The organism is Microbacterium sp. HM-570 (assembly GCF_054165885.1).
The window spans coordinates 162,332-180,777 of record NZ_CM135111.1; the positions used below are offsets into that span (position 1 = coordinate 162,332).

Genomic DNA, 18,446 nt, shown 5'->3' on the forward strand with positions numbered 1-18,446 from the left:
CGTGAGCGCGACAACACCCGTCGCGGACGGGACCCTCGCGGAAGCGCGCCTGCCTGAGGCACGGCTCATCGAGACGCGCGAATATCCCGCACCCGCGGAGTTCGCCGCGCAGGCGAACGTGACGGCCGATGTGTACGCCGAGGCGTCGGCCGACCCGGTCGCGTTCTGGGAGCGCGCCGCCGCGCGGCTCGAGTGGGAAACACCGTGGCAGACCGCGCACGAGTGGGAGCCACCGGTGCCGGACGCATCGGGCGAACTCTCCGTGCCCGCGGCTCGCTGGTTCGTCGGCGGGCGCCTGAACGTCGCCGCCAATTGCGTCGACCGCCATGTCGCCGCCGGCCGAGGCGAGAAGGTTGCGCTGCACTTCGAGGGCGAGCAGGGCGACCGCACCACCGTGAGCTATGCCGACCTGCAGCGGCGCGTGTCGCAGGCGGCTAACGCCTTGCTCGCGCTCGGCATCGGGCCCGGCGACCGCGTTGTGATCTACCTGCCCGTGCTCGTGGAGACCGTCGTGATCACCCTGGCCTGCGCGCGGATCGGCGCCGTGCACTCCCTCGTTTTCGGCGGGTTCTCGGCGGAGGCCGTGCGTTTCCGCGTTCAGGACACCGGGGCCAAGCTGCTCGTCACGAGTGACGGACAGTATCGTCGTGGTTCGGCCGTCGCGGTGAAGCAGGCGGCGGACGAATCGGTCGCGGGCCTCGATCACGTCGAGCACGTGCTCGTCGTACGCCGCACGGGGCAGGACGTTCCTTGGACCGAAGGTCGCGACGTGTGGTGGCACGACGTCGTCGACACCGCCTCGCACCAGCACGATCCGCAGCCGTTCGACGCGGAGCATCCGCTCTTCATCATCTACACGTCGGGCACGACCGGTAAGCCGAAGGGTCTCGTGCACACGAGCGGCGGCTACCTGACGCACGCGAGCTGGGCCCACTGGGCGCATTTCGACGCCAAACCCGACGACGTGCACTGGTGCACCGCAGACCTCGCCTGGGTCACGGCACACACCTACGAGATCTACGGGCCCCTTACGAACGGCCTGACCCAGGTGATCTACGAGGGGACTCCGGATGCCCCGCATCGCGAGCGTCATCTCGAGATCATCGAGCGATACGGCGTCACCGTGTACTACACGTCGCCGACCCTCATCCGCACGTTCATGACCTGGTTCGGTGACGCCCTGCCCGGGGGCCACGACCTGTCGACCCTGCGCCTGCTCGGTACCGTCGGCGAGGCGATCAACCCGGCGGCGTGGGTGTGGTTTCGCGAGAATTTCGGGCGCGATGACCTGCCGATCGTCGATACGTGGTGGCAGTCCGAGACCGGTGCCGCGATGATCGCGCCCCTGCCCGGCGTCACGACGCTGAAGCCGGGCTCGGCATCCGTCGCGCTGCCGGGTATCGACGTCGCGGTCGTCGACGACGAGGGACGGGATGTCTCACCCGGCCGTTCGGGGACGCTCGTGGTCAAGCGCCCCTGGCCCGGCATGGCTCGCACCGTCTGGGGCAACCCGCAGCGCTACCGGGACTCGTACTGGGCACCGTTTGCCGGCCACGGAGAGCACGGCGGCTACTACGTCGCGGGCGACGGTGCGACAGTCGACGCCGACGGCTATGTCTGGATTCTCGGGCGCCTCGACGACGTCCTGAACGTATCGGGCCACCGACTGTCGACCATCGAGATCGAGTCCGCCCTCGTCTCGCACCCGGCGGTGGGGGAGGCCGGGGTCACCGCGGTCGCGGACGCCATCACCGGGCACGCCATCACGGCCTACGTCGTGGCATCCGGATCCGCCGAAATATCGATCGACGAACTCCGAGCTCACGTCGCACGTGAGATCGGCCCCATTGCGAAACCCAAGCACCTCATCGTCGTGCCCGAGCTGCCCAAGACCCGGTCGGGCAAGATCCTGCGCCGCCTGCTCGCCCAGCTGTGGGAGGCTGAAGACGAGCGCCGCGCCGGCCGTGAGCCCGCGCCTCTCGGCGACACGACTTCCCTACAGAATCCCTGGGCTGTCGCAGACATCGCCGCCACCATCAGAGAGAGATCATGACCGAAGATCACCGGTTCGGATTCCGCACGCGTGCCCTGCACGCCGGTGCAACGCCCGACGCTTCCACGGGCGCCCGCGCGGTGCCGATCTACCAGACGTCGTCGTTCGTCTTCGACGACGCGACGGATGCGGCGAACCTGTTCGCCCTGCAGAAGTACGGAAACATCTACTCGCGCATCGGCAATCCCACGGTCGCGGCGCTCGAGGAGCGGCTGGCGTCGCTCGAGGGCGGTATCGGCGCGGTGGCCACGGCATCCGGCATGAGCGCGGAGTTCATCACGTTCGCCGCGCTCGTCGGCCAGGGCGACCACGTCGTGGCATCGGGGCAGCTGTACGGCGGCACGGTCACGCAGCTCGACGTGACGCTTCGTCGCTTCGGGGTCGAGACGACCTTCGTGCCCTCGAGCGACCCGGCCGACTACGCCGCCGCCATCCGCCCCGAGACCAAGGTGCTGTACGTCGAGACGATCGGCAATCCGTCGGGCGAGATCGCCGATATCGATGGACTTGCCGAGGTCGCGCACGCGGCCGGCATTCCGCTCGTCGTCGATTCGACGCTCGCCACGCCCTACCTCGCGCGACCGCTCGAACACGGCGCGGACATCGTCATCCATTCGGTCACGAAGTTCCTCGGCGGGCACGGCACGACACTCGGCGGCGTGGTGATCGAGAAGGGCACCTTCGACTGGGGCAACGGCAAGTTCCCGCAGATGACCGAGCCCGTCGCCTCGTACGGCGGCATCAGCTGGTGGGACAACTTCGGCGAGTACGGATTCCTCACCAAGCTCCGCTCGGAACAGCTCCGCGACATCGGTCCGGCGCTCAGCCCGCACTCCGCGTTCCTGCTCCTACAGGGCGTCGAAACCCTGCCGCAGCGCATCGATGCGCACCTCGCGAACGCGCACATCGTCGCCGAATGGCTCGACAGCGACCCGCGCGTGTCATTCGTCACGTGGGCGGGGCTCGACGAGCACCCGCATCGCGAGCGGGCGGCGAAGTACCTGCCGCTCGGTCCCGGATCGGTGTTCGCCTTCGGCGTCCGGCCCGCCGGAGACTTCGTCACGGATGAGGAACGTCTCGTCGCTGCCCGAGCCGCGGGGGAGTCCGTCATCGAGGCACTGCGCCTGGCGTCGCACCTGGCGAACATCGGCGATGCCCGCACCCTCGTCATCCACCCGGCATCGACGACGCACCAGCAGCTGAGCGCGGCTCAGCTGATCGACGCGGGCGTGCCCGCCGATCTGATCCGCATCTCGGTGGGCCTCGAGGATCCCGAAGACATCCTGTGGGACCTCGATCAGGCACTCACGGCCGCGACGGGAGTGCAGCGATGAGTTCTTCCTGTGAAGTGCCGCAGCAGCCGATCGTCACGGATGCCGGGGCCGCCTGCGCGCTCCCCGGTGCCGCGGTCCCGCACCCCCACGCACCCGAGCGGACGTGGACCGCACCCGGGGCGCAGGACCGGTACGAGATCCTGCGCACGGCGAAGTCGGTCGCCATCGTCGGCGCTTCGGAGAACCCGGCGCGCGCGAGCTTCTTCGTCGCCACGTACCTGCTCGGCAGCTCGCCCTACGACGTGTATTTCGTCAATCCGCGGGCGACGAGCATCCTGGGTCGTCCCGTGTACGCCTCGCTGGGCGACCTGCCCGTCGTTCCGGACATCGTCGATGTGTTTCGCCGACACGACGACCTGCCGGGTGTCGCGCAAGAAGCGGTTGACGTCGGTGCGGCGGCGCTCTGGCTCCAGCTCGGTTCGTGGAACGAGTATGCTGCGGCGATCGCCGAGACCGCGGGCCTGTCGGTCGTGATGGATCGCTGCATCAAAATCGAGCACGCGCGCTTCCACGGTGGGCTGCACCTCGCCGGTTTCGACACCGGCGTGATCAGCTCGAAACGGCAACTCCGGTCGCGCTGAAGCTCGCGGGCACGCCACTCGCGTAGAATGAACGGATGCGTGCGCTCAGGCGTGCGCTCACAAGCTTCCGGAAGCGCTAGCCTCCGGGCCCCGATCGAGAGGATCCGCCATGGCTGGAACGAGCGAAGGCATCATCGACCCGTCCTTGGACGCGCTGCTGCAGAAGAAGGACGCCAACGGCGACGCGATCTCGAAGTACCAGCTCGTGATCTACGCAGCCAAGCGCGCGCGTCAGATCAACGACTACTACTCGGACCTGCACGAGGGCAACCTGTTCGACAACGTGGGCCCGCTCGTGGACTCCTCCGTCGAAGACAAGCCGCTCACCATCGCGATGCACGAAATCAACGAGGATAAGCTGCGCCTGCGCGGCACCGAGGCGTAAAGACTCGGAGTATCCCCGACCGCCCGACGATACGTCGTACCGGGCGAACGCCGCCGAGCGATGTCGGCGGGCCGCGTCATACTGACCGGCACACTGGTGCGTGAGCACCCGACTGGAGTACCGATGAGCGATCTGCGTCTGTTCACCTCCGAGTCCGTGACCGAGGGCCACCCCGACAAGATCTGCGACCAGATCAGCGACAGCATCCTGGACGCGATTCTGACGGAGGATCCGCGGGGTCGCGTCGCGGTCGAAACCCTCGTGACGACGGGCTTGGTGCACGTCGCCGGCGAGGTCTCGACCTCGGCGTATGTCGAGATCCCGGCGATCGTTCGGCAGGTCGTCAACCGCATCGGCTACACCTCGAGCGAGACCGGCTTCGATGGCGACTCGTGCGGCGTGAGCGTCTCGATCGGCGCGCAGTCGTCCGACATCGCGGCCGGCGTCAACAAGGCGTTCGAGCAGCGCGAGCAGCGCTCCCTCGATCCGCACGACGAGCAGGGCGCGGGCGACCAGGGCATCATGTTCGGTTACGCCACGACCGAGACGCCGCAGCTCATGCCGATGGCCAGTTGGACCGCGCACCGGATGGCGGAGCGTCTTGCCGATGTCCGCCGGGAGGGGCGTCTGCCGTTCCTGCGGCCCGACGGCAAGACGCAGGTGACGCTCGGCTACGACGGGCCGACCCCCAAGACGGTCGACTCGGTCGTGCTCTCGACGCAGCACCACCCCGACATTTCGCAGGACGAACTGCGTGCCCTGGTGCAGGCCGAGGTCATCGACCCGGTGCTCGAGAGCACGGGCCTCGACATGCCCGACGTGAAGTACTACATCAACCCGGCCGGTCCCTTCCTCGTCGGCGGGCCGAAGGGTGACGCGGGCCTCACGGGGCGCAAGATCATCATCGACACCTACGGCGGAGCCTCGCGGCACGGCGGCGGTGCCTTCAGCGGCAAGGACCCGTCCAAGGTGGACCGCTCCGGTGCCTACGCCATGCGTTGGGTCGCGAAGAATGTGGTCGCCGCGGGTCTCGCGGACCGCCTCGAAGTGCAGGTCGCGTACGCGATCGGCAAGGCGCGCCCCGTCGGCATCTACGTCGAGTCGTTCGGAACCGGACGCGTCGACGACGCCGAGATCACCCGCGCGATCACGCAGGTGTTCGACCTGCGGCCGGCAGCGATCATCGAGCAGCTCGACCTGCTGCGTCCGATTTATGCGCAGACGGCCGCCTACGGCCACTTCGGACGTGAGCTGCCGGACTTCACGTGGGAGCGCCTCGACCGCGTCGAGGAGCTGCGCGCCGCAGCCGGATTCTGACCGTGGCAGGACGACCGGTGGCGCGCGTGCTGCTGGATTCGCCGCTGCCGCAACTTGACCGCCTGCTCGATTACGCGGTCCCGCCGGCGATGGATGACTCGGTCGTGCCCGGTGTGCGAGTTCGCGTACCCCTGCGCACGGTCGGTCGACTCGTCGACGCCTACGTCGTCGAGCGTGGCGAGGCCGTGGATCCGGACCGACCACTGTCCGAGATCGACGCCGTCGTCTCGGATGTGCGGCTGCTGCCCGACCGCCTCTATACGCTTGCCCGACGCGTGGCCGATCGAGCGGCCGGTTCGGCCTCAGACATCCTGCGCCTGGTGATTCCCAAGCGTCAGGTCCGTGTCGAGAAGGCGTGGGTGGCGGGCGAACAGCCCACCGTGCCCGAGATCTCAGAGCACAGGGCGGCGGCGGCCGAGCGAACCCTGGGCTTCTATCCGGGGTTGTGGGAAACGATAGATGGCGGTGGTCGCGTCGCTGTGGACGCGCCACCGCGTCCGACTCAGACGGCGGGGGGCGAACCCGTTGGCGAGTGGGCTCTGTTGCTCGTCGCGTCGGCGACCCGCACCCTGGCCGCCGGACGGAGCGCGATCATCGTCGCGCCCGATCACCGGGACCTCGACCAACTCGCTCGCGCTCTGGCGGACGCGGTGCCGGCCGAAGCCATCGTGCGCGACGACTCGTCTCGCAGTGCCGCCGAGCGGTATCGCGGGTACCTGCGACTGTTGGCGGAAGCGCCCGTCATCGTCATCGGAAACCGCTCGGCTGTATATGCCCCCGTGGCGAACCTCGGGCTCGTCGCAATCTGGAACGACGGCGATCCCCTTCTCGAAGAACCGCTCGCGCCCTATGTCCACGCCCGAGACGCGGCACTCGTGCGGCAGGGGCTCGACGGCGGCGCGCTGGTCTTCGCCGGGCATACCCGTACGACGGATGTCGAGCGCCTGGTCTCGATCGGCTGGGTACGAGATCTCCCGGCGACCCGCCGCACCGCACCGCGCGTTGTTCTGAGCGCGACCCGCGAGGGCGAGCGGCCCGGGATGCGCGTACCGTCGGCGGCCTTCGCGGCGGCTCGCGAGGCCCTCGCCAACGGTCCGGTGCTCGTGCAGGTGTCGCGCCCGGGGTACGCACCGGTGCTCATCTGCGACGGCTGCCGCCGCGCGGCCCGCTGCGCGCACTGCGGAGGCCCGCTGCAGGCCGAACGCCGCGGTGCGATCCCCACCTGCCGGTGGTGTGGGCGGGTCGCAACGGGATGGCAGTGTCCGCACTGCGAGCAGACGAAGTTCCGCCTCGCCTCGGCGGGGAGCATCCGCACGGCTGACGAACTCGGACGTGCGTTCCCCGACACGCGCGTCATCATCTCGGACGGCTCGCACCCCGTCATGGAGGTCGACGATCGTCCGGCGCTGGTCATCGCGACCCGTGGCGCCGAGCCGTTCGCCGCGGGCGGGTACCGCGCCGTCGTGTTGCTCGACGGCGACCGGATGCTGATGTCCGATGCGTTGCGCATCGGAGAGGCATGCCTGCGATGGTGGTCGGATGCGGCGGCACTGGCTACCCCCGGTGCGCCCGTCCATCTGGTCGGGGTGGCGGGCGCGGTCGGGCGCGCTCTCGCGACGTGGACCCAAGCGGCGTATGCACGGGCGGAACTCGAGGACCGGACTCCGCTGCGTATGCCGCCGACATACCGGGTCGCATCCGTCGAGGGCGACTTCGACGCCGTCGAGCATGCCGTGGCCGAACTGCGCGCGGCGGTCGCCCTCGGTCCGGATGCCATCATCGGCCCTGTCGAGATACCGGCCGACCCGCTGGCGACGCGGCCCGGCCCAGCCGCTCGCGTGCTGGTGCGCTTCGACTACGCGCACGGCGCGGTCGTAGCCACCAGTTTGCGGGCAGCGGTCGTCGCAGCCGCCCTGCGCGGTCGACGCGGACCGCGCAAGAGTGGATCAAGCAGCACTGCGCCGCGGAATACACTCAGAGTGCGGGTCGATCTGGCCGACCCGGAGCTCTAGGAGGCGTCATGCGGCTGGTCTTTGCCGGGACGCCCGAACCCGCGGTTCCCTCGCTCGGGGTGCTTGCGGCGGAGGGGCACGATATCGTCGGCGTCGTCACCCGACCCGATGCTCCGCTCGGGCGGAAGCGCGTGCTGACGCCCTCGCCCGTGGCCGTGGCCGCCGAAAAGCACGGTCTGCGGGTTATCCGCGCGGCACGCCTCGACGACGCGGCAACGGACGCGATCACCGCGCTCGAACCCGAGCTGGGCGTCATCGTCGCGTACGGCGGCCTGGTGTGCGAGCCGCTTCTCACCGCGCCCACGTTCGGCTGGATCAACCTGCACTTCTCGCTGCTGCCGCGCTGGCGTGGTGCGGCACCCGTGCAACACGCTCTCATCGCGGGGGATGAACTCACCGGTGCGAGTGTCTTCCAGCTCGTGGCCGAACTCGACGCGGGGGATGTGTTCGCCGAGCGCAGCTACCGTGTGCCGCGGGATGCGACGGCCGGCGAGGTCTTGGTTGACCTCGCTGGGCTCGGTGCCGAGCTCCTGCGCGACGTCGTCGCCGGCATCGAAAGCGGACGGATGACGGCCGCACCGCAGGTGGGCGAGCCTACGTTCGCTCCCAAACTCACGCTGGATGATGGCCGGATTCGCTGGGACGAGCCCGCCGAGCGCGTCCTCGGGCGCATCCATGGCACGACCCCCGAGCCGGGCGCTTTCACGACGGTGAACGGCCAGCGTCTGAAGGTGCTCACGGCACGTTCCGACGATGCGCACATCGCGTTGCGACCGGGCGAAATCGCGGCCGCGGGCCGAGACATCCTGATCGGCACCGGCACGGACGCGATTCACATCGATCGCGTGCAGCCGGCGGGACGACCGGCAATGACCGCAGGCGACTGGTGGCGCGGCCTGCGCACCCCCGAACTGAGAGCGGGCGAATGACGATCCAACCCGCGCGCCGCGTCGCGTACGAAGTCCTGAGTGCCGTCTCGGAGTCGGATGCCTACGCCAACCTACTTCTGCCCGTCGGAATCGGTCGTGCGGGCCTCGGTCCCGCCGACGCGGGCCTTGCCACCGAGTTGACCTACGGGACGCTCCGCCGCCGCGGCTACTACGACGCCGTCATCGAGCTCGCGTCTCGGCGCAAGGTCGCCGCGATCGATGCCCCCGTGCTCGATGCGCTCCGGATGACGGTGCACCAGCTGCTCTCGACGCGCGTCGCCTCACACGCGGCCGTGCACGAGGGCGTCGAACTCGTGCGGGTCTACGGCGGTAGCGGCGCGACGGGCTTCGCCAACGGCGTGCTGCGTTCCATCGCCCGTGAAGATCCCGGAACCTGGCGCGAACGCGTGCTGGCCACGGCGCGCAACACCGACGAACGCCTTTCGCTCGAACACGCGCATCCGACCTGGATTGTCCGCGCCTTCCGTCGCGCCCTCGCCGCCGAAGGCCGCGGAGACGAACTCGAGGCGCTCCTCGCGGCCGACAACGCTTCGCCGTCCGTCACCATGGCAGCACTGACGGGTCTGGCCGACGTGCCGCAAGACGCCGTACGCACGCTGTACTCGCCGCTGGGCTTCCGCGCCGGGAGCGGCGACCCCGAACCTCTCGTCATCGGTTCTGGCGGACGCCTCCGCGTTCAGGACGAGGGTTCGCAACTCGCGGCGCTCGCGCTGACCCGAGCGCGAGAGATTCGCACGGGGGAGCGGTGGCTCGATCTGTGCGCCGGACCCGGCGGCAAGACCGCGGTGCTCGCCGCTGAGGCGCGGGGCGAGGCATCCGTCGACGCGAACGAGGTCTCACCGGCGCGAGCGGGACTCGTGCGGCGCGCGCTCGAGGGCATTCCCGCGACCGTCGAGGTCAGCGAGGAAGACGGCCGCACGCGCGTCGATCGGGACGCCGGCGGGTACGACCGGGTTCTGGTCGACGCCCCCTGCACGGGCCTGGGCGCGCTGCGGCGCCGACCGGAGGCGCGTTGGCGGAAGGGACCCGAAGACGTCCCTCAGCTCACGACGCTGCAGGGTGAACTCTTCGATGCGGGTGTTCGAGCACTCCGTCCGGGCGGCATCCTCGCCTACGTGACGTGTTCGCCCCACCTCGCCGAGACAGTCGGGGTGACCCGCGAGGGCGCACGGCGCTGGGAGGGTGAGATCACACAGATCGACGCCCGCGCGGTGGTGAGAGACGTCTCGCGCGCACCGATCGACCTGCCCGAGGCTTCCGAGGACACCCTGCACGTTCAGCTCTGGCCCCACCGGCACGGCACCGACGGTATGTTCATCGCCCTCTTCGAGCGCAACGCCTGACCTCGTTCCGCTCGCCTCGCCCCGCGGCACGCCCTCGCACGCCCTCGCCTCGCCCCACGGCACGCCCTCGCACGCCCTCGCATGCGCTCCCAGGGCCGCTCGCCTGGCAGTAGATGAGGGTTCCGGCGGATGCGCGCGACATCTACTGCCAGGCGAGCGGAATCCAACGGGCAGCGGGCGACGGGCACCGGCACCGAGGGCAGCCTCAGTCGAGGAAGTGCAGGCGCCCGCCGTGCACCTCGAGCTGGCGACGCAATAGCTCCAGCGCGGCGGGGTGAGCGCGCGCGAGTTCACTGCCATCGACCAGGATCGTGTCGTCGGTCATCGCGCTGTCGGCGAGATCGCTCAGCACCCCGATCATCCGTTCCGCGCCGCTGAAAGCGAGCTCACCGCCGAGGTGCACGACGACGCGTCCTTCGCTCCGGTCGACGCGGATGCCGGGCGCCGCGATCGCCTCGTGCGGCTCGAAGACATGCATCCCGAACTCGCCCGACATCCGTTCGAGGATCTGGATGCCTCGGACGCTGTTGCCATGCCGATCCAGCCGCGGGCTGAACGTTGCGACCCCGAACTGCGAGGGCGCGATGGCGAGCAGTGCCCCGCTGACGCCGCTCTTGGCCGGGAGTCCGACGCGCAGCAGCCACTCGCCCGAGTAGTCGTACATGCCGCAGCTCGCCATGACCGAGACGACATCACGGGCGACGTCTTCGCGCACGACGCGTTCGCCCGTCACGGGATTCACACCGCCGAACGCCAGGGTGGCGCCCATGACGGCGAGGTCCCGCACCGTGACGAGCACGGAACATTGACGGAAGTAGGTCTCGACGACCGTCGGGACATCGCCACGAATGATGTCGTGAGAGCGCGTCAGGTAGGCAAGTGCACGGTTGCGGTGGCCGGTCTCGGACTCGCCGCGATAGACCTCTTCGTCGACGATCAGCGGTCGTCCGGCAAAGCGCGACAGGCCCGCGACGATCGTCTCGGCGCGGGAGAACTCATCGCCCTCTCCGAGAAGAGACGAGGTCACGATGGCGCCCGCATTGACCATGGGGTTAGCGGGACGGCCGGTTCCGGCCTCGAGGCTGATGGCGTTGAAGGGCTCGCCGCTCGGCTCGACGCCGACCCGCGCGAGGACGGCGTCCCGACCGAGCGCTTCGAGCGCGAGCGCCAGAACGAACGGCTTCGACACCGACTGGATCGTGAACTCGACGTCGTCATCGCCCACCGAGGTCACGCGCCCCCTCGGGCCCACGACCGCAAAGGCGAGCCGCTCGGGATCGGCCGCAGCGAGGGAGGGGATGTAGTCGGCGACACCTCCGGAGTCACGGCCACGCACATCGTCCAGCACGGTCTCGAGCATGCGCACAATCGGGTCCACGCCCTGACCCTATCGGCCGGGTCCTATCGGCCGGGTCCGGATGTCGCTGCGGGGTGGCCTCGGCATAATGAGGAGGTGCCCCAGATCGAGCTTCCCTCCGCCCCGCGGATCAACCCGAGCATCCTCGCCGCCGATTTCGTCAACCTGCAGGCCGATCTCGAGCGGATCGCCGCCGCAGACTTCGTCCACGTCGATGTGATGGACAACCACTTCGTGCCGAACCTGACCTTCGGGCCCCAGATGGTCGAGCGGATCCAGGCGACGAGCCCGGTGCCGCTCGATGTGCACCTGATGATCGATGACCCCGATCGCTGGGCCCCCGGATACGCCGAACTCGGCGCGGCATCCGTCACCTTCCATCTCGAGGCCGCGACAGATCCGGTCGCCTTGGCGCGCAAGCTTCGTCAGATCGGCGCGCGGGCGGGCGTCGCCGTCAAACCGGATATCCCGGTCGAGGGGCTGTTCGACGTGCTCGACGAGTTCGACCAGATCCTCGTCATGACCGTCGAGCCCGGGTTCGGCGGCCAGTCGTTCCGCGCCGACACGATGCCCAAGCTGCGTCTGCTCTCCGAGGAGGCGCGTCGACGCGGGTCACAGGTGTGGTTGCAGGTGGATGGCGGGATCTCGGAGTCGACCATCGCCGAGGCCGCCGAAGCCGGGGCCGACACCTTCGTCGCCGGGTCAGCGGTGTTCGGAGCGGAGCGTCCCGATGCCGCGATCGCCTCGCTTCGTGCGGGCGCGGCACGCCACATGCACTGAGAGGTAGACCGCGTCAGCGCCCCGCGCATCCGACCGCAGTGTCGGCGGCGGATGCCGGGGGCATCCGTGAAGCCGGTACCCTGACAGGGTGAAGACATTCGACGAGCTGTTCGCGGAGCTGACGGTCACGGCCGCCGAGCGACCCGAAGGCTCGGGTACCGTGGCGCAGCTGGATCGTGGAGTTCACGCGATCGGCAAGAAGATCGTCGAAGAGGCCGCCGAGGTGTGGATGGCCGCGGAGTACGAGTCCGACGAGGCCACGGCGGAAGAGATCTCGCAGCTGCTCTACCACCTGCAGGTGCTCATGTTGGCGAAGGGCCTGACGACCGGCGACGTCTACCGACATCTCTGATTCGCTCCCGTCCTCCCACCCCCGAACCGAAAGCCCGCATCACCATGTTGCGAATCGCCGTGCCCAACAAGGGCTCGCTCGCCGACACAGCCGCCGACATGCTCGCCGAGGCCGGATACACCGGCCGCCGCGACCCGAAAGACCTGCACGTCATCGACCCGCAGAACGACGTCGAGTTCTTCTATCTGCGTCCGAAGGACATCGCGACCTACGTCGGTTCCGGCGCCCTGGACGTCGGGATCACGGGTCGGGACCTGCTTCTCGACGCCCGGATGCCGGGGGCTCAGGAAGTCGAATCCCTCGGTTTCGGTGGCTCGACCTTCCGCTTCGCCGGCCCTCCCGGACGCTTCGACTCGGTCAAGGATCTCGAGGGGATGCGAGTCGCGACCGCGTACCCGGGCCTTGTCGACGGGTTCCTCGACGAACACGGTGTGGCCGTGGACCTCGTACCGCTCGATGGTGCGGTCGAATCGGCCGTCCGCCTCGGCGTCGCGGATGCGGTGGCCGATGTCGTGTCGACCGGGACGACCCTGCGTCAGGCCGGTCTCGAGATCTTCGGCCCGGTCATCCTCGAGTCGGACGCCGTGCTGATCGCAGGCCCCGACCGAAAAGAGGGGACCGAGACACTGCTGCGCCGCCTACGCGGCGTCATGGTGGCGCGTCGCTTCGTCCTCGTCGACTACGACCTGCCCGCGGCCCTGCTCGACAAGGCGGCCGCCGTGGCTCCGGGCATCGAATCCCCGACGATCTCGCCGCTGCGCGATCCGGAGTGGGTCGCCGTCCGCGTCATGGTCTCTCGTCACGGTGTCAATCGCGTCATGGACGAGCTCTACGCGATCGGCGCCCGCGCCATCCTCGTCACCGCCATTCACGCCGCGAGGTTGTGACGCCATGGCTCTGGTCTGCCGCGTCATCCCATGCCTCGACGTCGCGACGGGACGCGTCGTCAAGGGCGTGAACTTCGCGAATCTGCGGGACATGGGCGATCCCGTCGAGCTCGCGCGGCTCTACTTCGCGCAGGGCGCCGACGAGATCACGTTTCTCGACGTGACCGCGACCGTCGACCAGCGCGCGACGACCTACGACGTCGTGCGCCGCACGGCCGAAGAGGTCTTCATTCCGCTGACGGTCGGCGGGGGAGTGCGCACCGCCGAGGATGTTGCCCGGCTGCTCGCGGTCGGTGCGGACAAGATCGGCGTAAACTCGGCCGCGATCGCGCGTCCCGCACTGCTCGACGAGATCGCCGACCGCTTCGGAGCCCAGGTGCTCGTCCTCTCGCTGGACGTCAAACGCTCCGCCGCGACCGAGTCCGGTTTCGTCGTCACGACCCACGGCGGCCGCACCGAGACGACGCTCGACGCGCTCGAGTGGGCGCGCGAGGCGATCGAGCGGGGTGCGGGCGAATTGCTCGTCAACTCGATCGACGCCGACGGCACCAAGGAAGGCTTCGACCTCGAACTGGTCGGGCTGATGCGCGAGATCGCAAGCGTGCCCGTCATCGCGTCCGGGGGAGCGGGCTCGGCCGCGGACTTCGCCCCGGCGATCCGCGCCGGGGCCGATGCCGTGCTGGCCGCGAGCGTCTTCCACTCCGGGCAGCTGACCGTAGGGGATGTGAAGGCGGCTATGACCGCAGACGGGATCGAGGTTCGTACATGAGCGACACACCCACATCCGCTCCCGATATCGACGACCGTATCGCTCGTGTCGTCTTCGACGACGACGGACTCGTGGCGGCCATCGTGCAGCAGCACGACACCCTCGAGGTGCTCATGCTCGGATGGATGGATGCCGAAGCGCTCAGGCGCACGTTGACAAGTGGCCGGGTGACGTTCTGGTCTCGCTCGCGGCGCGAGTATTGGCGCAAGGGCGACACCTCGGGTCACATCCAGCTCGTTCGCGGTGCCCGCCTCGACTGCGACGGCGACGCCGTGCTGCTGAGCGTCGAGCAGGTGGGGCCCGCGTGCCACACCGGCACCCGCACGTGCTTCGACGCGGACGACCTGGCACCTTTGGTCGCTGTCGAGGCCGAATCCGGTTCGCCTGTGGTAGTCAGGACGGCCGACGCGTGACGGTTCGTCGCGCGCGCTTCGTCACCGTGCTGCTGCTGCTCGCAGCCGGCGCTCTGCTGCTCATCGCATCGACTCAGACCTGGTTCGTGGTCGTGTTGCGCGAGAGCCCGGACACACCACTCGAGGTCAGCGGATCAGCCGCCATGCCGGTGCTCGCGCCCCTCGCGCTGGCCGCTCTCGCGCTGGCCGCCGCGACATCCATCGCGGGTCGCTTCATGTCGTATGTCTCAGCGATCCTGGCGATCCTCCTCGGTCTCGCGCTCGTCGTGCTGCTGTGGGCTCCCTCGACGGGTGAGACCGCGAACGCGATCGCTCCCACGGTCACCGAGGCGACCGGAATCGCCGGAGCGGATGCCGTGGCCGCTCTGGTCCGACGTGTGGAGACGACGCCGTGGCCCGTCATCGCGCTCGTCCTCTCCATCGCGCTCCTGCTGATCGGGCTCTTCGCGGTCGCCACGGCACACACCTGGCGCCGCACGGGACGCCGCTACCGGACGGACTCGACGTCCCGAGGCGCCGGGGCGGCGACGGGAAGTGAGGGCGCGGATGGCCAGCCGGGCAGCCTCGGAGCGGGGGCACCCTCGACGCCCGCCGCACCGCTCGACGCCATTGATTCGTGGGACGACCTCAGCCACGGATCCGACCCGACGCGCTGACCCTCGCACCGTCCATCGGGCTCAGCACCCCGCGCACTCCCGATAGACTGGGGTGCGCATGCCACCGAAGGAGCCCTCATGAGCCACGACATCGACGAGCCCGGTCACGGACACTCTCCGGCCGCCTGGACAGCAGTGGTGATCATGCTGGTCGCGGTCACGATCGGCACCGTCGCGTTCGTCATCGACGTTCCCTGGGTCGTCTGGGCATCGGCTGTACTCCTTCTCGTCGGCCTGCTGGTCGGCTGGGTGATGAAGCGCGCCGGGTACGGAGTCGGCGGCGCGAAGTCTGCCCCGAAAGCGCATTGAGCATGCTCGCCGACCTCACGTCCGGCGCCGTCGAAGATGCGCGCGCTCGTGAGGCCGAACTTCCCCTCGCAGCCCTCGAGCGCGAGGCACTCGCTGCTGCCCCCGCGATCGATGCTCTCGCCGCCCTCGCTCCGACCGGCACTGTGCGGATCATCGCCGAGGTCAAACGGGCTAGCCCCTCCCGCGGCGACCTCGCTGACATCCCCGACCCCGCCCTGCAGGCGCGCCTCTACGAGCAGGGGGGCGCTTCGGCGATCAGCGTCCTGACCGAGGGGCGCCGTTTCAAGGGCAGCCTCGCCGACCTCGAAGCGGTGCGCGCGGCGGTCTCGCTGCCCGTGCTGCGCAAGGACTTCATCGCGACGGCCTATCAGGTTTTCGAAGCACGCGCCGCGGGCGCCGACCTCGTTCTGCTGATCGCAGCCGCACTCGACCAGCCCACTCTCGCGACGCTGCACGAGCTCGTTCGCGAACTGGGCATGACCCCCCTCGTCGAGACGCACACTCTCGACGAGGTCCGCCGCGCAAGCGAGATCGGAGCACGCCTCGTGGGTGTCAATGCACGTGACCTGACGACGTTCGAGCTCGACCGCGACCTTTTCGGTCGCCTGGCCGAGCACATCCCCGCCGACGCGATCAAGATCGCCGAGTCGGCTGTGCTGCGTCCCGAGGACGTCGCGCACTACCGCAAGGACGGCGCGGATGTCGTGCTCGTCGGCGAGGCGCTCGTGACGGGCGATCCGGTCGCCACCCTCCGCGACTTCCTGGCGGTGCCCGCATGAGCCTTCGCGCGGCTACCGGCCCCTTCTTCGGCGAATTCGGCGGGCGATTCATGCCCGAGTCGCTCATCGCCGCGATCGACGAGCTGACCGGTGTCTACGAGGACGCGATGGCGGACCCCGAATTCATCCGCGAGTTCCACCACCTGCTGGCGACATACGCCGGCCGCCCCTCGATCATCACCGAGGTGCCGCGATTCGCTGAGCACGCCGGCGGCGCCCGCGTCTTCCTCAAGCGCGAGGACCTCAACCACACCGGTTCGCACAAGATCAACAACGTGCTCGGCCAGGCGTTGCTGACAAAGCGCCTCGGCAAGACGCGAGTCATCGCCGAGACCGGCGCCGGTCAGCACGGTGTCGCCACCGCGACGGCCGCGGCCCTCTTCGGTTTCGAGTGCACGATCTACATGGGCGAGGTCGACACCGAACGTCAGGCCTTGAACGTCGCACGGATGCGTCTGCTCGGTGCTGAGGTCATCCCGGTCACGACGGGCTCACGGACGCTGAAGGACGCGATCAACGAGGCCTACCGCGACTGGGTGTCGAGCGTCGAGACGACGAACTACATCTTCGGAACGGCCGCGGGACCACACCCGTTCCCGGCCATGGTCCGCGACTTCCAGAAAGTCATCGGCGAAGAGGCCCGGGCACAGCTTCTCGACGAACTCGGTCGGCTTCCTGACGCCGTCGTTGCCTGCGTCGGCGGCGGTTCGAATGCGATCGGCATGTTCGATGCTTTCCTCGACGACACCGATGTTCGCCTGTACGGCGTCGAGGCGGCCGGCGACGGCGTCGACACCCCGTTCCACGCGGCATCCATCGAGCGTGGACGCCCCGGCATCCTGCACGGCGCGAAAACTTTCGTGCTGATGGACGAAGACGGTCAGACGACCGAGTCGCACTCGATCTCGGCCGGTCTGGATTACCCGGGAGTCGGACCGGAGCACGCTTGGCTCTCGGCGATCGGGCGTGCGGAATACATCCCCGCGACCGATGACGAGGCGATGCAGGCCCTGCGCCTGCTGAGCCGAACCGAGGGAATCATTCCCGCAATCGAGTCCGCGCACGCCCTCGCGGGGGCCCTGCGGATCGGGCAGGAGCTCGGACCCGACGGCATCATTGCGATCTGTCTCTCCGGACGCGGCGACAAGGACATGGACACCGCTGCGCGCTACTTCGAACTGTATGACGCGGATGCGGTGGCACCCGTCATCCCCGAAGATGTCATCGGTCCGGATGACGCGGCCTCGGGAGAGGGCATCCAGCTGTGACGTCACGCGTCGAAGAGGCGATCTCGCGCGCCCATGCAGAGGGTCGCGGAGTGCTCATCGGGTACCTGCCTGTCGGTTTTCCCGACATCGAGACGAGCATCGAGGCGGCTGTCGCGCTGGCCGAGAACGGTGTCGACATCATCGAGCTGGGCCCGCCGTACAGCGATCCGGTCATGGACGGGGTTGTCATCCAAGAAGCGACGCAGGCCGCTCTGGCCGCGGGCTTCCGTTTGAAGGATCTGTTCCCGGCCATCCGGGCGATCACCGAGCGTATCGACATCCCGGTTCTCGTCATGTCGTACTGGAACCCGATTTGGCAGTACGGCGTCGACCGCTATGCCGATGACCTCCTCGCTGCGGGCGGGGCGGGCATCATCACGCCGGACATCACGCCGGAGGCCGCGGGGGAGTGGATCGCCGCGAGCACCCGCACGGGCCTTGACCGCATCTTCCTCGCAGCACCGACCTCGACCGATGAGCGCATCAACCTCGTGGTCGCGAACTCGACGGGTTTCGTTTACACGGTGTCGACGATGGGCATCACGGGCGAGCGCGCCGAGTTGGATGCCGCTGCTCGCACGCTCGTCGCGCGCCTCCGCGAACACGGCGCGAAGCACGCGTGCGTGGGCATCGGGATTTCGACTCCGGATCAGGTCACGGGAGTCATCGAGTACGCCGACGGCGCGATCGTCGGCACGGCGCTCGTACGCGCGCTGCGCGATGGCGGCGTGAAAGGCCTCAGCGAGGTCGTCCGCGCCCTCTCCGCGGGCACCGCGCGCGTCAGCTAGTCGCCCGAGAACAGGCGACTCGCCGGAGACAGGACGTTCCTGCGCCAACCGTCCTGTTCTCGACGAATCATCCCAGGATGGCCGCGACCCGAATCGGGCACGTCGCCACGCTG

The 18,446-nt window shown here is 69.0% G+C and carries 19 protein-coding genes; 18 read left to right on the forward strand and 1 reads right to left on the reverse strand.

The genetic code is table 11. The features are described from left to right. The first annotated feature begins 1 nt into the window (after position 1). The 8 genes from acs (at position 2) to ACT9TC_RS00780 (ending at position 9,975) form a co-directional block, all read left to right on the forward strand. Positions 2 to 2,053 carry an acetate--CoA ligase gene (gene acs / locus ACT9TC_RS00745; RefSeq protein ID WP_458041583.1) on the forward strand — a complete coding sequence of 684 codons (2,052 nt, stop codon included), beginning with the start codon at positions 2 to 4 and terminating at the stop codon, positions 2,051 to 2,053. Beyond that, positions 2,050 to 3,387, forward strand: a complete 1,338-nt coding sequence (locus tag ACT9TC_RS00750; RefSeq protein ID WP_458041584.1) for an O-acetylhomoserine aminocarboxypropyltransferase/cysteine synthase family protein — start codon at positions 2,050 to 2,052, stop codon at positions 3,385 to 3,387. The genes acs and ACT9TC_RS00750 overlap by 4 nt, the downstream gene beginning before the upstream one ends. Further along, positions 3,384 to 3,968, forward strand: coding sequence for a CoA-binding protein (locus tag ACT9TC_RS00755; protein ID WP_458041585.1), 585 nt, complete (start codon positions 3,384 to 3,386; stop codon positions 3,966 to 3,968). The genes ACT9TC_RS00750 and ACT9TC_RS00755 overlap by 4 nt, the downstream gene beginning before the upstream one ends. Positions 3,969 to 4,077: 109 nt before the next feature. Continuing rightward, positions 4,078 to 4,353 carry a DNA-directed RNA polymerase subunit omega gene (gene rpoZ, locus ACT9TC_RS00760; RefSeq protein WP_100810743.1) on the forward strand — a complete coding sequence of 92 codons (276 nt, stop codon included), beginning with the start codon at positions 4,078 to 4,080 and terminating at the stop codon, positions 4,351 to 4,353. A 123-nt stretch (positions 4,354 to 4,476) separates the two neighbouring features. Next, positions 4,477 to 5,670, forward strand: coding sequence for a methionine adenosyltransferase (gene metK / locus ACT9TC_RS00765; protein ID WP_458041586.1), 1,194 nt, complete (start codon positions 4,477 to 4,479; stop codon positions 5,668 to 5,670). Positions 5,671 to 5,672: 2 nt separating this feature from the next. Next, on the forward strand, positions 5,673 to 7,682 hold the full coding sequence (locus ACT9TC_RS00770) for a primosomal protein N' family DNA-binding protein (protein ID WP_458041587.1): 2,010 nt from the start codon (positions 5,673 to 5,675) through the stop codon (positions 7,680 to 7,682). An 8-nt stretch (positions 7,683 to 7,690) separates the two neighbouring features. Beyond that, positions 7,691 to 8,611, forward strand: coding sequence for a methionyl-tRNA formyltransferase (gene fmt / locus ACT9TC_RS00775; RefSeq protein ID WP_458041588.1), 921 nt, complete (start codon positions 7,691 to 7,693; stop codon positions 8,609 to 8,611). Continuing rightward, complete coding sequence (locus ACT9TC_RS00780) at positions 8,608 to 9,975, forward strand: RsmB/NOP family class I SAM-dependent RNA methyltransferase (RefSeq protein ID WP_458041589.1); 1,368 nt, start codon at positions 8,608 to 8,610, stop codon at positions 9,973 to 9,975. The genes fmt and ACT9TC_RS00780 overlap by 4 nt, the downstream gene beginning before the upstream one ends. A 205-nt stretch (positions 9,976 to 10,180) precedes the next feature. Here ACT9TC_RS00780 and glsA read toward each other — a convergent pair whose 3' ends face one another. Beyond that, positions 10,181 to 11,353 (reverse strand): glutaminase A, encoded by a 1,173-nt coding sequence (glsA, locus tag ACT9TC_RS00785; RefSeq protein WP_458041590.1) that lies wholly within the window; start codon positions 11,351 to 11,353, stop codon positions 10,181 to 10,183. An 84-nt stretch (positions 11,354 to 11,437) separates the two neighbouring features. Here glsA and rpe point away from each other — a divergent pair, with 84 nt between their 5' ends. From rpe to trpA, 10 genes are all read left to right on the forward strand, one after another. Next, on the forward strand, positions 11,438 to 12,112 hold the full coding sequence (gene rpe, locus ACT9TC_RS00790) for a ribulose-phosphate 3-epimerase (RefSeq protein ID WP_458042973.1): 675 nt from the start codon (positions 11,438 to 11,440) through the stop codon (positions 12,110 to 12,112). Positions 12,113 to 12,200: 88 nt separating this feature from the next. Further along, entirely contained in the window at positions 12,201 to 12,464 is a 264-nt protein-coding gene (locus ACT9TC_RS00795; RefSeq protein WP_036296246.1) for a phosphoribosyl-ATP diphosphatase, read from the forward strand. 44 nt (positions 12,465 to 12,508) lie between these two features. Next, positions 12,509 to 13,351 (forward strand): ATP phosphoribosyltransferase, encoded by an 843-nt coding sequence (gene hisG, locus ACT9TC_RS00800; protein ID WP_458041591.1) that lies wholly within the window; start codon positions 12,509 to 12,511, stop codon positions 13,349 to 13,351. A 4-nt stretch (positions 13,352 to 13,355) separates the two neighbouring features. After that, a complete protein-coding gene (gene hisF, locus ACT9TC_RS00805) occupies positions 13,356 to 14,120 on the forward strand; it encodes an imidazole glycerol phosphate synthase subunit HisF (protein ID WP_458041592.1) in 765 nt (254 codons plus the stop codon). Beyond that, positions 14,117 to 14,533, forward strand: a complete 417-nt coding sequence (hisI, locus tag ACT9TC_RS00810; protein ID WP_458041593.1) for a phosphoribosyl-AMP cyclohydrolase — start codon at positions 14,117 to 14,119, stop codon at positions 14,531 to 14,533. Before hisF ends, hisI begins: the two co-directional genes overlap by 4 nt. Beyond that, positions 14,530 to 15,189, forward strand: coding sequence for a Trp biosynthesis-associated membrane protein (locus ACT9TC_RS00815; RefSeq protein WP_458041594.1), 660 nt, complete (start codon positions 14,530 to 14,532; stop codon positions 15,187 to 15,189). The genes hisI and ACT9TC_RS00815 overlap by 4 nt, the downstream gene beginning before the upstream one ends. A 78-nt stretch (positions 15,190 to 15,267) precedes the next feature. After that, the gene (locus tag ACT9TC_RS00820; RefSeq protein WP_036296238.1) at positions 15,268 to 15,498 is read left to right on the forward strand and encodes a DUF6704 family protein; all 231 of its coding nucleotides are present in this window, start codon (positions 15,268 to 15,270) and stop codon (positions 15,496 to 15,498) included. A 2-nt stretch (positions 15,499 to 15,500) separates the two neighbouring features. Next, positions 15,501 to 16,277: an indole-3-glycerol phosphate synthase TrpC gene (gene trpC, locus ACT9TC_RS00825; RefSeq protein WP_458041595.1), complete on the forward strand. Its 777-nt coding sequence runs from the start codon at positions 15,501 to 15,503 to the stop codon at positions 16,275 to 16,277. Then, the gene (gene trpB / locus ACT9TC_RS00830) at positions 16,274 to 17,545 is read left to right on the forward strand and encodes a tryptophan synthase subunit beta (protein ID WP_458041596.1); all 1,272 of its coding nucleotides are present in this window, start codon (positions 16,274 to 16,276) and stop codon (positions 17,543 to 17,545) included. Before trpC ends, trpB begins: the two co-directional genes overlap by 4 nt. Further along, positions 17,542 to 18,333, forward strand: coding sequence for a tryptophan synthase subunit alpha (gene trpA, locus ACT9TC_RS00835; protein WP_458041597.1), 792 nt, complete (start codon positions 17,542 to 17,544; stop codon positions 18,331 to 18,333). Before trpB ends, trpA begins: the two co-directional genes overlap by 4 nt. Positions 18,334 to 18,446 lie beyond the last annotated feature (113 nt).